At 67.6% G+C, this 21,558-nt stretch carries 19 protein-coding genes and 1 other RNA gene; 10 read left to right on the forward strand and 10 right to left on the reverse strand.

The genetic code is table 11. The features are described from left to right. Positions 1-16 precede the first annotated feature (16 nt). From BN1121_RS03940 to BN1121_RS03965, 6 genes are read right to left on the reverse strand one after another with little or no spacing between them, the layout of a single operon-like run. The gene (locus BN1121_RS03940; protein ID WP_005361457.1) at positions 17-412 is read right to left on the reverse strand and encodes a MerR family transcriptional regulator; all 396 of its coding nucleotides are present in this window, start codon (positions 410-412) and stop codon (positions 17-19) included. After that, a complete protein-coding gene (locus BN1121_RS03945; protein WP_005361460.1) occupies positions 409-1,323 on the reverse strand; it encodes a hydroxymethylglutaryl-CoA lyase in 915 nt (304 codons plus the stop codon). The genes BN1121_RS03940 and BN1121_RS03945 overlap by 4 nt, the downstream gene beginning before the upstream one ends. Beyond that, positions 1,324-3,234, reverse strand: a complete 1,911-nt coding sequence (locus BN1121_RS03950; protein WP_043597287.1) for an acetyl/propionyl/methylcrotonyl-CoA carboxylase subunit alpha — start codon at positions 3,232-3,234, stop codon at positions 1,324-1,326. After that, positions 3,231-4,049 (reverse strand): enoyl-CoA hydratase-related protein, encoded by an 819-nt coding sequence (locus tag BN1121_RS03955; RefSeq protein ID WP_005361856.1) that lies wholly within the window; start codon positions 4,047-4,049, stop codon positions 3,231-3,233. Before BN1121_RS03955 ends, BN1121_RS03950 begins: the two co-directional genes overlap by 4 nt. Before the next feature lie 10 nt (positions 4,050-4,059). Further along, positions 4,060-5,658 carry a carboxyl transferase domain-containing protein gene (locus tag BN1121_RS03960; protein ID WP_005361858.1) on the reverse strand — a complete coding sequence of 533 codons (1,599 nt, stop codon included), beginning with the start codon at positions 5,656-5,658 and terminating at the stop codon, positions 4,060-4,062. Further along, positions 5,658-6,794 (reverse strand): isovaleryl-CoA dehydrogenase, encoded by a 1,137-nt coding sequence (locus BN1121_RS03965; protein ID WP_005361871.1) that lies wholly within the window; start codon positions 6,792-6,794, stop codon positions 5,658-5,660. The genes BN1121_RS03960 and BN1121_RS03965 overlap by 1 nt, the downstream gene beginning before the upstream one ends. Positions 6,795-6,949: 155 nt before the next feature. Between BN1121_RS03965 and BN1121_RS03970 the strand changes: the two genes are divergently transcribed. The 9 genes from BN1121_RS03970 to ffs all read left to right on the forward strand — a co-directional run bounded on the left by BN1121_RS03970 (position 6,950) and on the right by ffs (position 16,008). Next, positions 6,950-8,464: a CoA-acylating methylmalonate-semialdehyde dehydrogenase gene (locus BN1121_RS03970; RefSeq protein ID WP_005361877.1), complete on the forward strand. Its 1,515-nt coding sequence runs from the start codon at positions 6,950-6,952 to the stop codon at positions 8,462-8,464. Positions 8,465-8,473: 9 nt separating this feature from the next. After that, on the forward strand, positions 8,474-9,631 hold the full coding sequence (locus BN1121_RS03975; protein ID WP_043597293.1) for an acyl-CoA dehydrogenase family protein: 1,158 nt from the start codon (positions 8,474-8,476) through the stop codon (positions 9,629-9,631). Between the two features lie 10 nt (positions 9,632-9,641). Continuing rightward, on the forward strand, positions 9,642-10,412 hold the full coding sequence (locus BN1121_RS03980) for an enoyl-CoA hydratase (RefSeq protein ID WP_043597334.1): 771 nt from the start codon (positions 9,642-9,644) through the stop codon (positions 10,410-10,412). A gap of 15 nt (positions 10,413-10,427) precedes the next feature. Continuing rightward, entirely contained in the window at positions 10,428-11,534 is a 1,107-nt protein-coding gene (locus tag BN1121_RS03985) for an enoyl-CoA hydratase/isomerase family protein (protein ID WP_005361894.1), read from the forward strand. A 9-nt stretch (positions 11,535-11,543) separates the two neighbouring features. Next, positions 11,544-12,440 (forward strand): 3-hydroxyisobutyrate dehydrogenase, encoded by an 897-nt coding sequence (mmsB, locus tag BN1121_RS03990; RefSeq protein ID WP_005361896.1) that lies wholly within the window; start codon positions 11,544-11,546, stop codon positions 12,438-12,440. Positions 12,441-12,442: 2 nt separating this feature from the next. Further along, complete coding sequence (locus BN1121_RS03995; protein ID WP_005361897.1) at positions 12,443-13,198, forward strand: SDR family oxidoreductase; 756 nt, start codon at positions 12,443-12,445, stop codon at positions 13,196-13,198. Between the two features lie 310 nt (positions 13,199-13,508). Beyond that, positions 13,509-14,945 (forward strand): basic amino acid/polyamine antiporter, encoded by a 1,437-nt coding sequence (locus BN1121_RS04000; protein WP_005361899.1) that lies wholly within the window; start codon positions 13,509-13,511, stop codon positions 14,943-14,945. A 59-nt stretch (positions 14,946-15,004) separates the two neighbouring features. Continuing rightward, positions 15,005-15,793, forward strand: a complete 789-nt coding sequence (locus BN1121_RS04005) for a sulfite exporter TauE/SafE family protein (RefSeq protein WP_043597296.1) — start codon at positions 15,005-15,007, stop codon at positions 15,791-15,793. Between the two features lie 118 nt (positions 15,794-15,911). Continuing rightward, an RNA gene (ffs, locus tag BN1121_RS19195) (signal recognition particle sRNA small type) lies at positions 15,912-16,008 on the forward strand. A 151-nt stretch (positions 16,009-16,159) separates the two neighbouring features. Here ffs and BN1121_RS04010 read toward each other — a convergent pair. The 3 genes from BN1121_RS04010 to BN1121_RS04020 form a co-directional block, all read right to left on the reverse strand. Beyond that, positions 16,160-17,335 (reverse strand): winged helix-turn-helix domain-containing protein, encoded by a 1,176-nt coding sequence (locus BN1121_RS04010; protein ID WP_043597299.1) that lies wholly within the window; start codon positions 17,333-17,335, stop codon positions 16,160-16,162. Between the two features lie 100 nt (positions 17,336-17,435). Continuing rightward, positions 17,436-18,425: a DUF2955 domain-containing protein gene (locus BN1121_RS04015; RefSeq protein WP_043597303.1), complete on the reverse strand. Its 990-nt coding sequence runs from the start codon at positions 18,423-18,425 to the stop codon at positions 17,436-17,438. Further along, complete coding sequence (locus BN1121_RS04020; RefSeq protein WP_005361555.1) at positions 18,422-19,486, reverse strand: HlyD family secretion protein; 1,065 nt, start codon at positions 19,484-19,486, stop codon at positions 18,422-18,424. The genes BN1121_RS04015 and BN1121_RS04020 overlap by 4 nt, the downstream gene beginning before the upstream one ends. A gap of 108 nt (positions 19,487-19,594) precedes the next feature. On the opposite strand from BN1121_RS04020, the gene BN1121_RS04025 reads away from it, so the two are divergent. Continuing rightward, on the forward strand, positions 19,595-20,491 hold the full coding sequence (locus tag BN1121_RS04025; protein WP_005361557.1) for a LysR substrate-binding domain-containing protein: 897 nt from the start codon (positions 19,595-19,597) through the stop codon (positions 20,489-20,491). Positions 20,492-20,542: 51 nt separating this feature from the next. Here BN1121_RS04025 and BN1121_RS04030 read toward each other — a convergent pair whose 3' ends face one another. Continuing rightward, positions 20,543-21,529: an alcohol dehydrogenase catalytic domain-containing protein gene (locus BN1121_RS04030; protein ID WP_005361559.1), complete on the reverse strand. Its 987-nt coding sequence runs from the start codon at positions 21,527-21,529 to the stop codon at positions 20,543-20,545. Between the last annotated feature and the right edge of the window lie 29 nt (positions 21,530-21,558).

The following is a 21,558-nucleotide window of genomic DNA, read 5'->3' on the forward strand; positions in this document are numbered from 1 at the left end:
ACACTCTGAGCTTTTCCTAGCCGGCGCAGGAATTCAAGTCCTCCAGCGCCCTCTGGCAACGTTTTGCCGCGGCATCGAGCTCGGCCATCACCATGCGGATGTCCTCCATCTGCTGGTTCAGGGCACCTCGGCGCACGTCGATCAGCGCCAGCATGGAGTGTAGCTGGGTGCGGCTCGAGCGATCGGCGTCATAGAGTTCGAACAGCTCGCGCACCTCGGCCAGGCTAAAGCCCAGCCGCTTCCCCCTCAGGATCAGCTTGAGGCGGGTGCGATCGCGCTGGTCGTAGATGCGGCTCTGCCCCTCCCGGGTGGGGGTGAGCAGCCCCTCATCCTCGTAGTAGCGGATGGTGCGAGGGGTGATGTCGAACTCCTGGGCGAGCTGGGAGATGGTGTAGGTGATGGCACGTTTCATGAGATCACCTCCTGGCGCGCCTTGGCGCAGAGGGCGCGGCCGGTGCGCGATCCGTTGGGGCGCCCCAGCGCCCGACTGACCCACTCGCCGGTCGCGGCCAGGGACGGGAGACTGACCCCGCAGTCGAGCCCCAGCCCCTGCAACAGATAGACCACCTCTTCGCTGGCCAGGTTGCCCGAGGCCCCCGGTGCATAAGGGCAGCCGCCGAGACCGGCCACCGAGCTGTCGATGAGGCGAATGCCCCGCTCCAGCGCCGGCAGCAGGTTGGCCAGCGCCTGACCATAGGTGTCGTGAAAGTGCACCGCCACCTGGCCAGCCGGCACTTCTCCCAGCACGGCGTCGAGCATGGGGGCCACGCTGCCCGGTGTGCCGACCCCTATGGTGTCGCCGAGGGATATCTCGTTGCACCCCAGATCGAGCAGCCGCGCGGCGAGCTGGGCGACCCGCTTGGGCCGGGTGATCCCGTCATAAGGGCAGGCGATGACGGTGGAGAGGTAGCCCCGCACCCGGATGCCGTGGCGACGAGCCTCGCTCGCCAGGGGGGCGAAGCGGGCCAGGGACTCCTCCACGCCGACGCCTATGTTGGCTAGGGTAAACCCCTCGGAGCAGGCGGTAAAGAGGCCAATCTCCTGCACGCCGGCGGCGAGGGCGGCCTTGAGCCCCTGCTCGTTCGGTACCAGGGCGCCGAGGCGCAACCCGGCATGGCGAGGCAGGGCGGCCAGCAGAGCGGCCGAGTCGGCCATCTGGGGGACGCGCTTCGCAGAGACGAAGGCGGCCACCTCGATGCGAGTGAGGCCGCTGTGCCAGAGGCGTTCCACCAGCTCGACCCGCAGCGGAAGGGGGAGGAGATGAGGCTCGTTTTGCAGCCCGTCGCGGGGGCCCATCTCCACCAGAGTGACGCGATCGTTCATCTAGGCCTCCTCGAAACTGACCAGCGTCATGCCCTGGCTCACCTGATCGCCGTGGGCACAGTGAATGGCGGCGACCCGGCCCGCATCGGGGGCGCGCAGGGTGTGCTCCATCTTCATCGCCTCGAGCACCACCAGGGGTTGTCCCTTCTCCACCGGCTCGCCGGTGCGTACCAGTACCTCCACCACCATGGCGTGCATGGGCGCGATGGCGCCGTGCGCCGCTTCATCGTCGAGCGGGTCCAGGTCGGGTTGGCACAGGATGAAGGGGAAGCGCTCTCCCGCCAGATAGAGGGCCGTGCCGCGCCACTCCTGGGTGTGCCAGCGCCCGTCGACGAAGAGCTGCAACCGCTGCCCCTCACGGCGCCAGGGGAGCCACTGCCCCTGCCAGGCGACATGGCGGCGGCGATCGAAGATAAGGGTCAGGGTGCGGCGCGCCTCGCCCAGCTGCAGGGTGAGCAGTAGCTCCTCCTGCCCACCGAGTCGAAAACCGCGATAGCGCTGCCAGGGGTCGTTACCCTTTGCCTCTGGCATCAGCAGCAGGGCGGCGGCGAGCCAGGCGAGCTCATCCGGCGAGGTGCTGGTCGTCGGCAGGGGCCACTGGGTGTGATGGGTCATGGCCAGCACCTCAGGCTCACGGCACAGGCGTGCCAGCAGGGCGCCGTTGTGGCTCAGGGGGGTCAGGGTCAACGCATCCAGGGCGGCCCCCAGTTGGGCCAGGGCGTCGGCGCGATCCCGGCCGTGGGCGATCAGCTTGGCGATCATGGGGTCGTAGTAGGGGGTGATGGTGTCCCCCGTCCGCACCCCGGTGTCGATACGCACCCCGCCCGGCCAGTGGAGGGCCTCAATGGTGCCGCTGGCCGGCAGAAAACCGGCGGCCACGTCTTCGGCGTAGAGGCGGGCCTCCACCGCGTGGCCGTCGATACGTACCTGCTCCTGGGTCAGGGGGAGGGGATCCCCCTGGGCGACGCTCAGCTGCCAGGCCACCAGATCCTGACCGGTGACGCATTCGGTCACCGGGTGCTCCACCTGTAGCCGGGTATTCATCTCCATGAAGTAGAAGTCGTCACCACTGACCAGAAACTCCATGGTGCCGGCCCCCACATAACCGATGGCGCGGGCGGCGGCGACCGAGGCCTCCCCCATGGCCCGGCGCAGGGCATCGGGCAGGCTCGGCGCCGGGGCCTCTTCGATCACCTTCTGGTGGCGTCGCTGCAAGGAGCAGTCCCTGTCCCCCAGATAAATGGCGCGGCCATGGCGATCGGCGAAGATCTGCACTTCCACGTGGCGGGCCCGCTCGAGATAGCGTTCGAGCAGCACCCTGTCATCGCCGAAGGCGCTGGCCGCTTCGCGGCGTACCGAGGCCAGTGCCTCGGGCAGCGCCTCCAGGCTGTCGACCCGTCGCATGCCCTTGCCGCCACCGCCTGCCGCCGCCTTGATGAGCAGAGGCAACGGGATGTGGCGCGCTTCGGCGAGCAGGGTGGATTCGCTCTGATCCTCGCCGTGGTAGCCGGGCATCAGGGGCAGTCCAGCGGCGGCCATCAAGGCCTTGGCACCGGCCTTGTCGCCCATGGCGCGAATGGCGCTGGCCGGTGGGCCGACGAAGATCAACCCCGCTTGTTCGAGGGCCTCGGCGAAGCGGTCGTTTTCGGACAAGAAGCCATAGCCGGGGTGCACGGCATCGGCGCAGGCGGCGCGCGCCACCTCGAGGATCTTCTCGTGATCGAGGTAGCTCTCCCGGGCGGCAGCCGGCCCGATGGGCCAGGCCTCGTCGGCCAGCAGGGTATGCAGTGCCCCCTCGTCGGCCTCGGAGTAGACGGCGATGGTGTGGATGCCGAGGGCGTGGGCGGTGCGGATGATGCGGCAGGCTATCTCCCCGCGATTGGCGATAAGCAGGCGGCGGATCGGACTCATGGGTTCTCCTTGTCGGGGTCCTGATGGGTTCGCCAGGCGGGGCGACGCTTGTCGAAGAAGGCCTGCATCCCCTCCTGGGCCTCTTTGCCGACGCGCACCCGGGCTATGGTGTCGACCGTGATCTCCTCAAAGAGGGCCGGATCGAGGGAGAGGTGGGCCAGGAGCCGCTTGGTCTCCTTCATCGCCTCGGGCCCGTTCTGGCACAGGCGCGCGGCCCGCTGGCGGCCGTGGGCCAGCAGTTCGGCGGGGGAAGCGCTCTCCTGCACCAGCCCCAGGCGACAGGCGGTGATGGCGTCGAAGGGCTCGGCGCTCAGCATATAGCGCTGGGCCTGACGCACCCCCATGGCACGCAGCACATAGGGGGCGATCATGGCAGGCACCAGACCGAGGGAGACCTCGGAGAGGCAGAAGCGCGCATCCTCGGCGGCGATCGCCATGTCGCAGGCGGCGATGAGACCCAGGGCCCCCCCATAGGCCGCCCCCTGCACCAGGGCCAGGGTGGGCATGGGCAGGGAGTAGAGGGTGTGGAGCAGGCGCGCCAGCATGCGGGCGTCTTCCCGGTTGTGTTCGAAGTCGCTGTGGGCCTGGCTCTTCATCCAGTTGAGATCGGCCCCGGCGCAAAAATGGGCGCCCTCGGCGCGCAGGATAAGGACGTGGGGGCGGCGCTCGATAGGCTGGCCATGGGCGTGCCCGAGATCCTCGAGGGCCTCCAGCAGCTGCTCGATGAGCCGCTCATCGAGGGCATTGCGGCGCTCGGGGCGGCACAGGATGAGCTCGGCCACCGGGCCGTGCTGCTCCACTCTAAATCCGTTCATAGGGCCTCCTTTACATGCGGAAGATGCCGTAACGCTCGTCGCCCAGCGGACGCTGGCGGCAGGCGGCCAGGGCCAGGGCCAGCACAATCCGGCTGTCGGCAGGATCGATCACCCCGTCATCCCACAGGCGGGCGCTGGCGTAATAGGGGTGGCCCTGACGCTCGTACTGCTCGAGCACGGGGCGGCGAATGGCCTCTATCTCCTGATCCCCGGGGAGGCGCCCCTCGGCGGCCAGCTTGTCCAGGCGTACCTGGGTCAGCACGCCGGCGGCCTGCTCTCCCCCCATCACAGAGATGCGGCTGTTGGGCCAGCTGAAGAGGAAGTCGGGCTCGAAGGCGCGCCCGGCCATGCCGTAGTTGCCGGCGCCGAAGCTGCCACCTGTGATCAAGGTGAGCTTGGGCACCCGGCTGCAGGCCACCGCCGTGACCAGCTTGGCCCCGTGCTTGGCGATGCCGCCATGTTCGGCGGCGCTGCCCACCATGAAGCCGGTGATGTTCTGTAAAAACAGCAATGGGATGCCGCGCCGGTTGCAGAGCTGGATGAAGTGGGCCCCCTTCTGGGCGCTGTCGCTGTGCAGCACCCCGTTGTTGGCGAGGATCCCGACCGGCATGCCGCAGATGGCGGCGAAGCCGGTCACCAGGGTGGTGCCAAAGCGCGCCTTGAACTCGTCGAACGCCGAGTCATCCACCAGGCGGGCGATGATCTCCCGCGCCTCGACCGGTTTTTTGAGGCTGGTGCCCACCAGGCCGTAGAGATCCTCGATGGGGTAGCGCGGCTCGGCGTAAAGGGGCGGCTCACTGTCATCGCCAGGCAGATGGCTCACCAGGGTGCGGGCCAGGGCGAGGGCATGGGCATCGTCGCGGGCCAGGTGATCCGCCACCCCCGAGAGGGCGCAGTGCACCTCGGCACCCCCGAGCGCCTCGGCGCTGATCTCCTCGCCGGTGGCCGCCTTAACGAGCGGGGGGCCGGCGAGGAAGATGGTGGCCTGATTCTTCACCATGATGGACTCGTCGGCCATGGCCGGCACATAGGCGCCGCCGGCGGTGCACAGCCCCATCACCACGGCGAGCTGGGGGATCCCCTGGGCCGACATGCGCGCCTGGTTGTAGAAGATGCGCCCGAAGTGATCCCGGTCCGGAAACACCTCGTCCTGCATCGGCAGGAAGGCGCCGCCCGAGTCGACCAGATAGAGGCAGGGGAGGTGCAGCCGCTCGGCGATGGCCTGGGCCCGCAGGTGTTTTTTCACCGTCAGCGGGTAGTAGGTGCCCCCCTTCACGGTAGCGTCGTTGACCACCAGCATGCACAGGCGCCCCTCAATGCGACCGATCCCTGTGATGATGCCTGCGGCGGGCACCGGCTCGTCATAGACCTCATGGGCCGCCAGGGGGGAGAGTTCCAAAAAGGGGGAGCCCGCATCAAGCAGATGCAGCAGTCGCTCCCGGGGCAGCAGCTTGCCCCTGGCCTGATGGCGGGCGTTGTTGGTCGCGCCGCCCCCCTGACGCACGGCGGTGAGCCGGGCGTCGAGATCGGCCACCAGGGCCGCCATGGCGGCTTGCTTCTCCATAAAGTCGGGAGCGCGGGTGTCGAGGCTGGAGAGAAGGTGCGCCATCATGCCTCTCCCATCAGTTCCCGGCCGATGAGCCAGCGGCGGATCTCCGAGGTGCCTGCGCCTATCTCGTAGAGCTTGGCGTCGCGCAGCAGGCGCCCGGTCGGGTAGTCGTTGATGTAGCCGTTGCCCCCGAGCAGCTGGATGGCATCGAGGGCCATCTGGGTGGCGCTCTCGGCGGCGTAGAGGATGGCGGCGGCGCAATCCTTGCGGCTGGTGCGCCCGGCGTCGCAGTCGCGGGCCACCGAATAGACCAGGGCGCGGGCGCTGGCCAGACGGGTGTACATGTCGGCGAGCTTGCCCTGCACCAGCTGGAATTCGCCGATGGGTTGGCCGAACTGCTTGCGCTCGCGCACATAGGGGAGCACCACGTCCATGCAGGCCTGCATGATGCCCAGGGGGCCGGCGGCGAGCACGATGCGCTCGTAGTCGAGACCGCTCATCAGCACCCGCACACCGCCCCCCAGGGCGCCGAGCAGGTTGGCGGCGGGCACCCGGCATTGGTCGAACACCAGCTCGCAGGTGTTCGAGCCACGCATGCCGAGCTTGTCGAGCTTCTGGGCGGTGCTAAAGCCCGGGGTGCCCTTCTCCACGATGAAGGCGCTGATCCCCTTGGGGCCGGCGGCCGGATCTGTCTTGGCGTAGATGACGAATACCTCGGCATCGGGGCCGTTGGTGATCCACATCTTGTTGCCATTGAGAATGAAGTCATCCCCGTCACGCAGGGCGGTCAGACGCATGCTCACCACATCGGAGCCGGCGCCCGGCTCGCTCATGGCGAGCGCCCCCACGTGGCGGCCGCTCACCAGCTCCGGCAGGTATTTGGCCTTTTGCTCCGGCGTGCCGTGGCGGTGGATCTGGTTGATGCAGAGGTTGGAGTGGGCGCCGTAGGAGAGGCCCACCGAGGCGCTGGCCCGGCTCACCTGCTCCATCACCATGACGTGGGCGAGATAGCCCAGTGCCACCCCGCCGTACTCCTCGGCCACCGTGATGCCGTGCAGTCCCAGCTCGCCGAGCTCGGGCCAGAGATCGCGGGGGAACTGGTTGCTCGCGTCGATCTCGGCGGCGCGCGGGGCGATCCGCTTCTGGCAGAAGGCTTCCACCTGATCGATCAGGGGGGCGAGGCTGTCGTCATGCATGGGTTCTCTCTCCGTGAGTCATGAGGATGGGCGCCCAGGGTGACAGCCGGGTCTGAATGACCCCAACTGGTCCGTCCAATCCAAGGGTAAGTTTACGTTAGCGTAAACGTAAATCAGTTGTTAGTCTAAGGTAAATTTCCATGAGGAGCCTTGCCATGGCCAGTCCGTTACCTTCCCGTTTTGGCGACCTGCCCCTGCTCATCGGGGGGCATGCCGTGCCGTCCCAAAGCGATCAGTGGTTGCCCGTTCACAGTCCCCTCGACCAGCGCCTGCTGGCGCGAGTTCCCTGCGCCACCGGCGATGAGGTGGAGCTGGCCATCCAGAGCGCGGCCGAGGCCCAGCGCAGCTGGTCACAGGTGCCGGCTCCGGAGCGGGCGCGGGTGATGATGCGTTTCGCCCACCTGCTCAAGGAGCACCACGACGAGCTGGCCGAGCTGCTGGCCCAGGAGACCGGCAAGACTCTGGCCGACGCCAAGGGGGACGTGTGGCGCGGCATCGAGGTGGTGGAGCAAGCCTCCGGCGTCGCCAGCCAGATGATGGGGGAGACCCTGGGCAACGTGGCCCGCGGGGTGGATGGTCACTCCTGGATGCAGCCGCTCGGGGTGTGCGCCGGCATCACCCCCTTTAACTTCCCGGCCATGATCCCGCTTTGGATGTTTCCGCTGGCGATCGCCTGTGGCAACGGCTTCGTGCTGAAACCCTCCGAGCAGGATCCCCTCACTCCCATGCGCCTGGCCGAGCTCTTCAAGGAGGCCGGTGCCCCGGATGGCATCCTCAGCGTCATTCACGGCAAGGGGGAGCAGGTGGATCGGTTGCTTACCCACCCCCTCATCAAGGCGGTGAGCTTCGTCGGCTCGGCCCGGGTCGGGGCCCATGTCTACCGCACCGCCACCCAACACCTCAAGCGGGCCCAGTGTTTCGTCGGTGCCAAGAATCACATGGTGATCCTGCCCGATGCCAACAAGAGTCAGGTGCTGAGCAACCTGGTGGGGGCCGGAGTCGGCGCCGCCGGCCAGCGCTGCATGGCCATCAGCGTGGCGGTCTTCGTCGGGGCGGCCCGTGACTGGATCCCCGAGCTGGCCGAGGCGTTTCGCGCGGTGCGTCCGGGCCCCTGGAATGACGAGGGGGCGGCCTATGGCCCCCTCATCAGCCAGGGGGCGAAGGCGCGCGTGGCGGGTCTCATTGAGGCCGGCGTCCGTGAGGGGGCCGAGTGCCTGGTGGATGGCCGCTCGGTGGAAGTGCCCGGCTACCCCGAGGGCAACTGGATGGGGCCCACTCTGTTTCGCGGCGTGACCACAGAGATGGGGCTCTACCGGGAGGAGATCTTCGGCCCGGTGCTCGCCTGCATGGAGGTGGAGAGCCTGGAGCAGGCCATCGCGCTTATCAATGCCAACCCCTATGGCAACGGCACCTCGCTCTTTACCGGCAGCGGCGCTGCGGCGCGTCACTTCCGCCACGAGGTAGCGGTGGGCCAGGTGGGGATCAACGTGCCCATCCCGGTGCCGCTTCCCTTCTTCTCGTTTACCGGCTGGCGCGGCTCCTTCTACGGGGATCTGCACGCCTATGGCAAGCAGGCGGTGCGCTTCTACACCGAGACCAAGACGGTCACCGAGCGCTGGTTCGACGACGAGTCGGCCGTCGGCCCCAATCTCACCATCACCCTGCGCTGAGGAGCAGACATGGACTTTAGACCCACCGAGGATCAGAACGCCTTTATCGCGGCGGCGGCCGCCTTCTCCGAGGAGGCCCTGGCCCCCCACGCGGCGCGCTGGGATCGGGAGCATGAGTTCCCCATCGAGACCATCAAGGGGGCGGCCGAGCTCGGCTTCTGCGGCCTCTATACCACACCGGATCACGGTGGCCTGGGGCTGCCCCGCCTCGATGCCAGCCTGATCTTCGAGCAGCTCGCCATGGGTTGCACCTCGACCACCGCCTATCTCACCATCCACAACATGGTGAGCTGGATGCTGGGGCAGTGGCTGCCCGAGGCGACGGCCGCCGCCTGGGTGCCGCGCCTGGCGAGTGGCGAGCTGCTCGGCTCTTACTGCCTCACCGAGCCGGGGGCCGGCTCGGATGCCGCCGCCCTCAAGACCCGAGCGGTGCGCGAGGGGGAGGAGTACCTCATCGACGGCAGCAAGGTCTTCATCTCGGGCGCCGGCAGCACCGACGTGCTGGTGGTGATGGCCCGCACCGGTGGGCCTGGGGCGGGGGGGATCTCCGCCTTCATGGTGCCGGCCGAGACAAGGGGCGTGCGCTACGGCAAGGCCGAGGAGAAGCTCGGCTGGAACAGCCAGCCGACCCGCGAGGTGATCTTCGAAGGGGTCAGGGTGCCCGCCGCATTTCGCCTGGGCCAGGAGGGCGAGGGGTTCAAGTTCGCCATGCAGGCGCTCGATGGCGGGCGCATCAACATCGCCACCTGCTCTGTGGGTACCGCCCAGCGGGCCCTCGACGATGCGCTCGCCTATGTGAAGGAGCGCGAGCAATTCGGGCACCCGATCAGCGAATTTCAGAGCGTGCAGTTTCGCCTGGCCGACATGGCGACCGAGCTCGCCGCGGCGCGCCTCTTGGTGCGCCAGGCTGCGGCCAGACTCGACGCCCAGGCCCCAGACAAGAGCGCCTGGTGCGCCATGGCCAAGCGCTTTGCGACCGACATCGGCTTCAAGATCTGCGACGAGGCGCTGCAACTGTTCGGTGGCTATGGTTATACCCGCGATTACCCCCTCGAGCGCTACCTGCGCGATACCCGGGTGCACCGCATTCTGGAGGGAACCAACGAGGTGATGCGCCTCATCATTGCCCGCCGCCTGCTCAGCGAGCAGGGGCTCAGCCTGGAGTAAATGCCCCATGATGACAAGGATCCATGTGGAGTATCACGGTCACACCGCCCTGTTGACCCTGGACCACCCCCCCGCCAACACCTGGACGCTGCACGGATTGCAAGCCTTCGCCCACGTGTTGCACGAAGTGAGGAGCCGCCCCGAGGTGGTGGCTCTGGTGCTGAGCGGCAACGGTGACAAGTTCTTCTGCGCCGGGGCCGATCTCAAGCAGTTTGCCGGCGATGACAAGGGGTTGGCGCGCGAGGTGGGCGAGGTCTTTGGCCAGGCCTTCAACGCCCTGGCTACCTTCCCCGGCGTCACCATTGCCGCCATCAACGGCTTTGCCATGGGCGGTGGGCTCGAGTTGGCGCTCGCCTGTGACATCCGCATCGCCGAGCAGCAGGCGGTGCTGGCCCTGCCCGAGGCGTCGGTGGGGCTGCTCCCCTGCGCCGGCGGCACCCAGCGCCTCACCGAGCTGGTGGGCCCGGGCTGGGCCAAGCGCATGATCCTGTGCGGCGAGCGGGTCGATGCCTCGCTGGCCTACGAAATCGGGCTGGTGGAGCAGGTGGTGCAGACCGGGCACGGCGCCGATGCCGCCCGGCGCATGGCGGGTCACGCCGCCCAGCAGAGCCCGGCGGCCCTGCGTGCCTGCAAGGGGCTCATCGATCAGGGGCGCCGGCGTCCCCGTGACGAGGCGCTGCCCCTGGAGCGTGAGGCCTTCCTCACCCTGTTTGACGATCCCAATCAGCAGGAGGGGGTGCAGGCCTTCCTCGAAAAACGCCCGCCCCGCTGGCACTACTGAGACAAGGAGCGCCTGATGACCATCCATGTCAGCTATGTGCCGCTGCCGGCAGGAGAACGAGTCGGTGTCCTGACCCTCGACGCCCCGGCCTCTCTGAACGCCTTGAGCCTGCCGATGATCCGCACCCTGGCGCAGCAGCTGGGGCAGTGGGCCAGCGATCCGACGGTACGCGCCGTCTGGTTGGAAGGCGGTGAGAAGGCGTTTTGCGCCGGTGGCGATATTCGCTCCTTCTACCACTTGGCCCAGGAGCAGCCGGTGAGTGTGCTCGGGGAGTACGCCACCGATTTTTTCGAGCAGGAATATCGGCTCGATCACGCCATTCATACCTACCCCAAGCCCATCCTATGCCTGGGTCATGGCATCGTCATGGGCGGCGGCATCGGTCTGCTGGCGGGGGCCCGTTTTCGCATTCTGACCGAGCAGAGCCTGCTCGCCATGCCCGAGGTGAGCATAGGTCTCTACCCGGACGTGGCCGGCAGCTGGTTCCTGTCGCGCATGCCGGGGCGGCTCGGGCTCTGGCTCGGTCTCACCGGGGCCCGTTTTAACGGCAGCGATGCCCTGGCCCTCGGGATGGCCGATGCGCTGATCCCGGCGGCGCGCCGCGCTGAGCTCAAGGAGCGGTTGCAGGCGTTGGACTGGCGGCTCGAGGGGGAGGCGCTCGATGAGGCCCTCTTCGGCCTGATCGATCGCCTCGGGGAGAGGATGCCGGCGCCCGAGCCTCTGCTGCTGCCCCACAGGGAGCAGATAGAGACGCTGATGGCTGGCCGCTCCCTCGATGGGATCCTGGTGCGCCTGTTTGCCGCCGATCTTGCGCCCTGGCCGGCCTTGGCCTCCGCCCAGGCCAGCTGCCGTGGCGGCAGCCCCATCAGCCGGGCCATCGCCTGGCAGCAATACGGGCATGCCCGCCACCTGTCGCTGGCCGGGGTGTTTGCCGAGGAGCTCACCCTCTCGGTCAACTGCGTGCTGGAGGGGGATTTTCTGGAAGGGGTTCGCGCCCTGCTCATCGACAAGGACAAGTCCCCGCGCTGGCGTTTCGCCACTCAGGGGGAGGTGCCCGCCGACTGGCTGGCCGACATGTGGCGCTGGCGCAGCGGGGCCAATCCCCTGGCCCACCAGGCCTAAGGAGAGAGAATGAACATAGGTTTTATCGGTCTTGGTAACATGGGCGGCCCCATGGCCGCCAACCTGGTCCGTGCCGGGCATGAGGTTAGGGTCTTCGATCTGCTGGCCGAACATCTGGCCGAGGCGGCGGCCGCCGGCTGCATCGTGGCGGCCAACGCCCGCGAGGCGGTCGCGGACTGTGAGGTGGCCATCACCATGTTGCCGGCGGGCCAGCACGTCACCGGCCTCTGGCTCGGCGACGATCTGCTCGGTGCCCTGCCGGCCGGCGCCCTGGTCATCGACAGCTCGACCATCGACGTCGCCTCGGCCCGCGCCGTGGGCGAGGCGGCGCGGGCGCGCGGGCTGCGCTTTGTGGACGCACCTGTCTCCGGCGGCACCGCCGGGGCCCGCGCCGGGACCCTGACCTTCATCATGGGGGGCGAGGCGCCCGACGTGGAGGCGGCCAGGGTCGTGCTCGCGGCCATGGGGCAAAACCTGTTTCACGCCGGCCCCCTTGGCGCAGGGCAGATCGCCAAGATGTGCAACAACATGCTGCTCGCCATCCAGATGGCGGGCACCGCCGAGGCACTCGCCCTCGGGGTGCGCGAGGGGCTCGATCCCGCCGTGCTCTCGACCATCATGGGCAAGAGCTCGGGCAATAACTGGTGCCTCGAGCGCTATAACCCCTGGCCCGGTGTGATGGAGAGCGCCCCGGCCTCGCGCGACTATCAGGGGGGCTTCATGACCCGCCTCATGGTCAAGGATCTGGGGCTCGCCATGGCGCTGGCCGAGCACGCCAAGAGTCCGGTGCCGCTCGGCGCCGCCGCGCGCAACCTGTTCCAGCTCCACGCCCAGTGGGGCAACGAGGCCCTCGATTTTTCCAGCATTCAGCGGCTCTATCGTGGTCCCGAGCATAGAGAGGAGTAAGCATGGACATTCATGACAAGCTGATCGCGGTGACCGGCGCCGGCCGGGGGCTGGGGCGGGCCATCGCCCTGGCGCTGGCGGCCGAGGGCGCCAGGTTGGCGCTGCTCGACGTCAATCGCAGCGATCTCGAGGTGACCCAGGCCGAGGTGGAGAGCCGGGGAGGAGAGGCGCACCTGCTGCCCTGCAACGTGGCCGATGAGGCCGAGGTGGAGGGGGCCTTCGCCCGCCTCGGCGAGCTTGGCCCCCTCAGCGGGCTTATCAACTGCGCCGGGATCCTGCGCGACGGCCTGCTCGTCAAACGCCGCGACGGCCACCCCCTCGAGAAGCTGTCGCTGGCCCAGTGGCAGGCGGTCATCGACGTGAACCTCACCGGTACCTTCCTGTGTGGCCGCGAGGCGGCGGCCCTGATGAGCGGGACCGGGGGCGGCGTCATCATCAACGTCTCCTCCATCGCTCGCGCCGGCAACATGGGTCAGAGCAACTATGCGGCGAGCAAGGCGGGGGTGGCGGCTCTGGTGGTGACCTGGGCCCGTGAGCTGTCTCGCTACGGCATTCGCGTGATGGGCATCGCCCCCGGGGTGTTTGCCACCGACATGACGGCGGCCATGAAGCCCGAGGCGATGGAGCGGATGCGTCAGGCGATCCCGGTCGGCCGGCTCGGTGAGGCGGCCCAGATCGCCGACACGGTGCGCTTTATCCTGCATAACGACTACCTGAGCGGGCGCATGATCGAGATCGACGGCGGCCTGCGCCTCTGAATGACCATGGTAGGCGGCTGCATGGCCATGCAGCCGTTTCCCATGCCATCTCTGCGCTTAAATTACAACTGTGTGAAATGTCAGGCGATCTTGTCGAATTTGACCCCTGTCACAGGCAGGCGGAGTCATTGCTGTAAAATTGCGCCCGATCAAGCGCGGTTCGATTTGGTGTGATGACCGTTGCGGTCGGCATAATCATGCAATATAGTTGCCGCCCTTTTCACGGGCCCCGGAGCGGGGTTTGCCTTCTTCAGTGCGAGTGGATTGAATAGGAACGTCAATCGCTGCCACAGCAAGCAACGGGACAGAGATGGATAATAAACTGGGTCTTGGCGCCCTCGTCTCCCTGGTCATTGGCTCCATGGTCGGCGCCGGCGTCTTCAGCCTGCCACAGAATATCGCCTCCCATGCCGGCGTTGGCGCCATCGCCATCGGTTGGCTCGTCACCGGTCTTGGCATGATCTGCCTGGCACTGGTCTATCAGTCGCTCTCCATGCGTCGCCCGGATCTCGATGGCGGCATCTTCAGTTACGCCAAGGCGGGATTTGGCGACTTCATCGGCTTTAACGCCGCCTGGGGCTACTGGATCTGCCAGCTGCTGGCCAACGTCTCCTATGCCGTGGTGGTCTTCAGCGCCCTGAGCTACTTCTTCGACACCCCGGATCGGGTCATCTTCGGGGATGGCAACACGCCGGTTTCCATCGTATTTGCCTCCCTGCTCATCTGGTCGGTTAACGCCCTGGTGCTCAAGGGGGTGAAGATGGCCGCCATGGTCAACGTGGTGACCACCATCGCCAAGATGGTGCCCCTCATCGTCTTCTGCGTGGCGATCCTGCTCGCCTTCCACATGGAGACCTTCACCCTCGACGTCTGGGGCCAACAGACTCCGGAGCTTGGCTCCGTGCTCGAGCAGGTGAAGTCCACCATGAAGGTGACCCTGTGGGTCTTCATCGGCATCGAGGGGGCCGTGGTGGTCTCGGCCCGCGCCCGTCATCGCCGCGACGTGGGACGCGCCACCGTGCTGGCCCTGCTCGGCGCCCTGGCCCTCTACGTCATGGTGACCCTGTTCACCCTGGGCGTGATGAGCCAGCCGGAAGTGGCGGCCCTCAAGAACCCCTCCACCGCCCTGATCCTCGAGAAGGTGGTCGGTCCCTGGGGCGCCTGGCTGATCAACATCGGCTTGGTCATCTCGGTGATGGGGGCCCTGCTGAGCTGGACCGTGCTCGCGGCCGAGGTGCCCTATATCGCGGGCAAGACCGGCGTCTTCCCCGAGTGGTTCTCCCGAGAGAACAAGAACGGCTCGCCCCAGGTGTCGCTCTGGTGCTCCGCCGCCCTGGTGCAGTTCTTCCTCATCATCATCTACTTCCAGAGCTCCACCTATCTGGCGCTGGTGAACATCGCCACCGCCGCCGCCCTGGTGCCCTACGTCTTCTCCGGCGCCTACGGCCTCAAGCTGGCGCTCTCGGGACAGACCTACGAGGGGCAGCCGCACCAGCGCAAGCGCGACATGCTGCTGGCCCTGATCGCCACCGGCTACGGCTGCTGGCTGGTCTACGCGGCGGGGATCGAGTACCTGCTGCTGGTGGCCCTGCTCTATAGCCCGGGGATCTTCATCTACTGGAAGGCGCGTCAGCATCACGGCCTGCGCGGCATGAACCGCCTCGAGCAGGGGATGACGGCGGCCCTGCTCGGTTTTGCGGTGCTGGCCCTCTACAAGGTGGTGGACGGTACCATTCCGCTCAGTTAAGCGGCACAATGACGGGATGGCTGATGCCATCCCGTCTCGTTTGTGTGCAAGGAATCGTCATGCTGTTTCTCGGGTATCTGTTGCTGGGGGCCTGCGCCGGCTTGCTCGCCGGCCTGTTCGGTATCGGCGGGGGCCTCATCATAGTACCCGTGCTGGTCGCCACCTTCCGTCTGCAAGGCGTCGCCCCCGACGTCATCACCCATCTGGCGCTGGGCACCTCCATGCTCACCATGATCTTCACCGGCGTGAGCTCCCTGCGCGCCCATCAAAAACGCGGGGTGGTGGACTGGCCCCTCATCCGTCAGCTTGCCCTCGGCATGATCCTGGGGGGTTGGCTCGGGGGCCTCACCGCCAGCCAGCTGCCGGCGGCAACCCTCAATCTGGTCATCGGTGTCTTCGCCTGGACCATGGCACTGCAGATGGGGCTCTCCTTGCAGCCCAAGGGGGGACGTCCGCTGCCCGGACGGGCGGGCAACGGGGTCGCGGGTCTGGTGATAGGCTGGATGTCGGCCATCTTCGGTATCGGCGGCGGCTCGCTCACCGTGCCCTATCTGGCGTGGTGCAGCGTGCCCATGAGCCGGGCCGTGGCGGTGTCGGCCGCCTGCAGCCTTCCCATCGCCTTCTCGGGCAGCCTCTCCTACCTCTATGCCGGCTGGGGACGCACCGATCTGCCCGAGTGGTCGGTGGGTTATGTCTATCTGCCCGCGCTCCTGGGGATCGTGCTCACCAGCACCCAGTTTGCCCGCATCGGCGCCAGGCTGGCCCATCGTCTGCCCCCCAAGCGGCTCAAGCAGGGCTTTGCCTGCCTGCTGCTGCTGGTGGGGGCGAAATTTATGCTCTTTAGCTGATCTTTTGCGCCTGTCATGCCAACTTGCTGAAAAAGCAGACGAACGCGCCCGTTGAGGGCAAAAAGCCGTTGCATTGAAGGGGCGCTCTGTTAGACTGCACCGCGTTCGATGGTGGCCCCATTGGTCCTCTCGCATCGATAACCCGTCTACCTGGTCAGGTCCGGAAGGAAGCAGCCAAGGCGGGGGACTCGAGTGCCGGGATGTGGCTGGTGGGGCCGCCTCCATTTCTGGAATATCAATCGCTTATCTCCCCTTTTCCCTCTGGTCATCCACGCTGTGTGGACCAGAAGGCGTAGTCTGAAACGCTTCCGCTTTGCTCTCTCTTCTGTCTGTTTCTCAAGCCGACATTGGGCCATCGCCACCCCGCTATGAGATCCACTGCTGGCGGCTGTAGTGGCGTTTTAGCTGGGGGTCGCTGCAGCGCTCCAGCTTCCAGCGCTGGCAGCCGTTGAAGGCGGCGTAGTCGGCCAACGCCTGCTCGAGGGCCGGCAGGAAGTCGTGCAGCCGGCCATCCTCCTGATAGGCGGCGGGCTCCAGCACCAGGTTTCTCAGCAGCAGCTTGCCGCTGGCGCGCTCGGCCTTGACGTCGAGACGGCCGATGAAGTGCTCGCCCCAGAGCACCGCCAGGGTGTAGTAGCCAAAACGGCGCTTGGGCTCGGGCAGGTAGACCTCCAGCTGGTAGTCAAACTCGAACCAGTGGCGCAGCCGCTCACGCTGGATGAGCAGGTTATCGAACGGGTTGAGCAGCCACACCCGGTTGGGTACCTCGGTGGGGGCACAGAGATCGGATTCGAACCAGTAGCGCTCGCGTCCGGCGCTGAAGCTCTCGAGTCGACCCTCTTCCTCCATGGCCGCCAGCGCCGCCTTGAGGGGCGTCTGCACGTTGCGGCGCAAATACCCCATCTGCTTGAGGCTGCCATAGCCGTGGGCGGCGAGATAGCGCTCGGCCAGATGGCGGGCAAACGCCTCGTCATCGGGGGGGCGAGTGTCGATGCCTGCCGGCAGTACCCGCTCGGTCAAGTCGAACACCTTCTGAAACTTCTCCCGCCGCACCACCATCAGCGTCCCCTCCATGAAGAGTTGCTCGAGGGCCTTCTTGGCCGGCTTCCACTCCCACCAGCCCCCCTTGTGACCGGCGTGCTCGAAGTCGCTCGCCTTGCACGGGCCCTGCTCGCGGATGCGGCCGAGCACCTGATCCATCACGGCGCTTTCGCGCTCGAACCAGTGGCGCTGGCCATCGCGCAGGGCCAGTTTGCGCGGCAGGCTGAAGCGGTAGTCCTCCATGGGCAGGTAGGCGGCGGCGTGAGACCAATACTCGAACAGCTCGCCACGGGCGAGAGCGGCGTCGAGCTGCCCGGGCTGATAGCCCGGCAGGCGCGAGTGCAGCACATGGTGATGGGCGCGCTCGACCACGTTGATCGAGTCTATCTGCACGTAGCCAAGCCGCCGCACCGTGGCGAGCAGATCGCCCGGTGCCGTGAGCAGCCCCTGGCGGGCCAGGTTGATACGGCGCCATTCGAGGGGCGAGAAGGGACTGGTCATGGATCCTCCGTGTCGTGACCGCTTCATCATGGGGCATCTGGCAGCGCGGCGGCAAACCAGACTCAGGGGGGCTAATCGCGTTGAGCGGGGTGCCCTGTGGTCAGGATGCCTCCCTGAGGGCCGAAGCCGGATGCAGCAGCCGCATCACCAGGGCGCAGTAGAGCACGGTGAGCAGCACGGTCAGGAGGCGATCCCCCATGGCCATCAGGCTCTGGCTTGGCAACAGGCTGGCCAGCAGGGTCAGCAGCACCGTCATGGCGCTCTGGATGACGGGGATGGGCCAGCCGCAGGCCAGGCGCCCCGAGAGCCAGAGGCTGGCCGCCAGGGCGCAGAGCAGGGCGAAGGGGGGGCTGGGTAACAACCAGATGATCAGCACCAGGGGCAGGGCCACCAGGGCGCCCAGCAGGTTGGCGGTGAGCAGGGTGCGAGCATTGCTGCGGGTCAGGGTGGGATCATTGGCCCGCAGCAGATTGGCCAGGGTGGCGCCGATGAGGATGGCGCTCTGATCCTGCGCCGCGATGGCCAGGGCCACGGCCAACAGCAGGGCGGCGCTCTTGCCAAGCACCCGCCACGATGAAGGGGCGTTGGCCGTCGCCGGCGACGGGGCTGGCCAGCTGGGCCAGGGGCGCGGCCAGAGGGCGAAGGCGAAGAGAGTCCAGAGAACGGCCTTGACGATGGCACCGCCCATCAGGGGGGCGATGGCCAGGGGCCAGCCCGGATCGCTCGGCACCAGTACCAGGCTTATGGTGGTGACGATGAGGCCGAGCAGCCCCACCAGATCGGCCGGATCTCGCTCCAGGCGGGCAAAGAGGGCCACCACCAGCGCAATCATGGTCAGCCAGAAGGCGAAGAGGTTGCTGCCGGTCAGGCGGGCCATCAGGCCGATGAGGGCGCTGCAGAGCAGCACCACGAGCAGCAACTTTGCCAGAAGAGACAGGGGAGGGCGCCCCGGCATCAGCAGCAACAGGATAACGGTGAAGATGGGGGTGAGCATGGGCAGGCTTGTCCCGCCCAGCATCTCGGTGGTAAGCGCCACCATGGGGACTATCCCGAGACGCAGTGCCCCATGGCGCCATGTTTGCCCGCTCATGCGAGATAGGAGAGCTGGGCCAGTACGCGCAGCCAGAGGCCGCCAACCCACTCCATCCCGGCGCTCTTGCCCGGGTAGAAGAGCACGGTCGCCTGGGAGCCATAGCGCAAACCGCGCGGCAGCGGCTCGTCCAGCACCAGGGTGACGGGGAACTGGCGTCCGGCCTGTTTGCCGCTGGGGGCCATCAGCAGACCCGTGCTCTGATCGGTGCCCAGGCTGCCGGCACTGCCAAAGCCCAGGCTCTCGAGGCGGGCCTTGAAGACTCGCCCGGGCAGCACATCGAACAAGACCTCGGCCGGCTGCCCCGCCTTGAGATACTCGAGGGCGTTCTCATCGAGCATGGCGGTGATCCAGATTGCGCCTGTGTCGATAAAGGTCATGGCCGGGGTGCCCACGGCCGCATATTGGCCGGGTGCCAACTGGATATTGGTGATGGCGCCCTGATTGGGGGCCACCACTGTGGTGCGCATCAGATCCAGGCGTGCCTTGGCCAGGGTGGCCATCGCCTCCTTGAGGCGGGGGTTCTCCTCCCCCTGCGGACCCAGGCTCTGGCGGGCGCGCAGCAGATCGGCCTCGCTGGCAGTGAGGGCGGCCTCGGCCTGGGCCAGGGTGGCGCTGGCCTGATCCCGCTGGGCGGCTGACATGACGCCACGGCGCGCCAGCTCCAGCACCCGGGCCGCGTTGTCGGCGGCGTTATCGCGCGCCGCCTTGGCCTGCACCATGCGGGCCTGGGCGGTCTGCACCGCGGCGGTGTCGGCGCCGATCGCCTGCCCTACGCTCGAGACATGGGCCTCGGCCTGAGCCAGGGCGATGCGATAGGGATCCGGATTGATGCGAAACAGGGGGGCGCCGGCGGCCACCTGGCTGTTGTCGCTCACCTCGACGGCGCTCACCTTGCCGGCCACCTCGGGGGCGATGCGGATCAGAAAAGCCTGTACGCTGCCCTCCCGACTCAAGGGGGTGAGACGTTGGGCAAACAGCACATAGACGAGGACCACCAGGGCCAGGAGGACGAGGCTGAGGGTCAGGCGGCGAACGGGATCGCGATGGGGGGCATCCATGACGGCGAGCTCCTAGAGATGAGACGTGGACGGCAGGGGTGACGGCTTGTCATGACCCTGACTGAGGCGATATAAAGCCCTGATACTATTGCATGGAACTCCTTTTTGATGAAGATCCACTCCGATGAGCTGATGCTGTTCGTGGCCGTGGTGGAGGCGGGCAGTTTTCGCCAGGCGGCCGACAACCTCGGCATCGACAACTCTGCCCTCAGCCGGGGCGTGAAACGCCTCGAGCAAAAACTGGCCACCGTGCTGCTCAACCGCACCACCCGGCGCCTGGGCCTGACCGAAGAGGGGGCCTGGCTCTATCAGAAGGCGCTCACTATCATCGCCGAGATGGCCGAGGTGGAGGGGACGCTCCTGATGCGCCGCGAGCAGCCCGAGGGGATCCTGCGGGTCGACGCCGCCACTCCCTTCATCCTGCACCAGCTGGTGCCCCTCATCGGGCGCTTTCGGGCGCGCTACCCCGGCATCGAGCTGCAGCTGCACAGCTCGGAGGGCTTTATCAACCTGATGGAGCGCCGGGTCGATGTGGCCATCCGCATCGGCGAGCTGGAGGACTCCTCCCTGCGCGCCATGCCTCTCGGGCGCACGCGCATTCGCCTGCTGGCGTCGCCGGATTACCTCGCCCGGTGCGGGGTGCCCGGCGCCGTCACGGATCTGGAGCGGCACACCCTGCTTGGATTTATCGCACCCGATCACCTCAATCACTGGCCCCTTCGCTCGGCCTTGGGGGACCGCCTGCCGGTGACCCTCGGCCTGCGCGCCAGCAGCGGCGAGACCCTGCGCCAGCTGGCCCTGGCCGGGGAGGGGATCGTCTGCCTGTCCGACTTTATGACCGGCGAGGATAGGACCAGCGGGGCCCTGGTCGAGGTGCTGGCCAGCGCCAACAGCGGCGCCTCACGCCCGATCAATGCCGTCTTCTACTCCGACACCCAGCGCGATCCGCGCCTGCGTGTCTGGCTCGACTTTCTCAAATCCAGTCTCTCCCTCGGCGCCCTCTAGGGCACCTCGCGTCACCAGAGGCCACGCAGTGCGGGGGCTGGTTGCACGGGATCACAGCGTGAGCAGGAATTTTCGCCCGCGCCCCTGCTGCTTGGCCTCGGCCAGCGCTGCCGGCAGGGCGGTGAAGTTGCGCAGGGCCAGCGGGGCGGTCGGCATGGCGCCGCTCACCATGGCCGCGAGCATCGACTCTCCCGCCCGCACCAACTGCTGCCACTGCCGGTCCGAGCCATGGGCGTGCTGGGCGCCGAGGGCTATCTCGTGCAGGGAGAGGCAGCGGCTGAAGGGGGGGAGCGGGCTCTGCTCGATTCGCCCCAGCACCGCGACCAGATGACCGTAGTAGCCAAGGGCGTGGCACAGCTCGGCGGCCTGGGCGCTTGAGACCAGATCGATGGCGGCGTGGAACGGCTCGCCACCGTTGGCCGCCAGCAGGGTCGCCAGCCAGTTGGCGTCGTGGTAGTCGGCTACCGTGACCCCGAGGCGGCGCAGGGCCTCGTGATGGCGGGCCTCGGCCGAGGCAAACAGCCGGGCGCCGCGCTTGCGGCCCAGGGCGATGGCGTAGCGTCCCACGTTGCTGGCGGCGCCAGTGATGAGCAGCGCCTCCCCCTCCAGGGCGGGCAGCTTGGCCAGCGCCTGCCAGGCGGTGAGCCCGGGGCAGGGGAAGGCGGCGGCCGCCTCGTCCGAGAGGGCGTCCGGCACTGCCAGCAGGGCGCGCGCCGGGACGCAGGTGTGGCGGGCGAAGCTGCCGTGGCGGCGCAGATCCGTGTGGTAGGCGACCCGGCTGCCGAGGCGCAGGTGGCTCACCCCTTCGCCCAGGGCTGCGATCACCCCCATGCCGTCGACCCCGGGCACCTGGCCCGCCTGCCAGGCGCCGTGGCCCCACTCGATGAGTTTCCAGTCCACCGGGTTGATGGCGATGACGCGGTTCTCCACCAGTACCTCGCCGGGGCCGGGAGCGGGCAGGGTGAGGTCGGTCAGGGTCAGGGTGTCCGGCTCGCCCGGGGCGTGCCAGCACCAGCCTTGGGTGGTGATGGGGTGCATGCTCTCTCCTCGTGATAAGGCCCGCGGGC

The organism is Aeromonas diversa CDC 2478-85 (assembly GCF_000819805.1).
In the GTDB taxonomy this organism is placed as follows: Bacteria; Pseudomonadota; Gammaproteobacteria; order Enterobacterales; family Aeromonadaceae; genus Aeromonas; species Aeromonas diversa.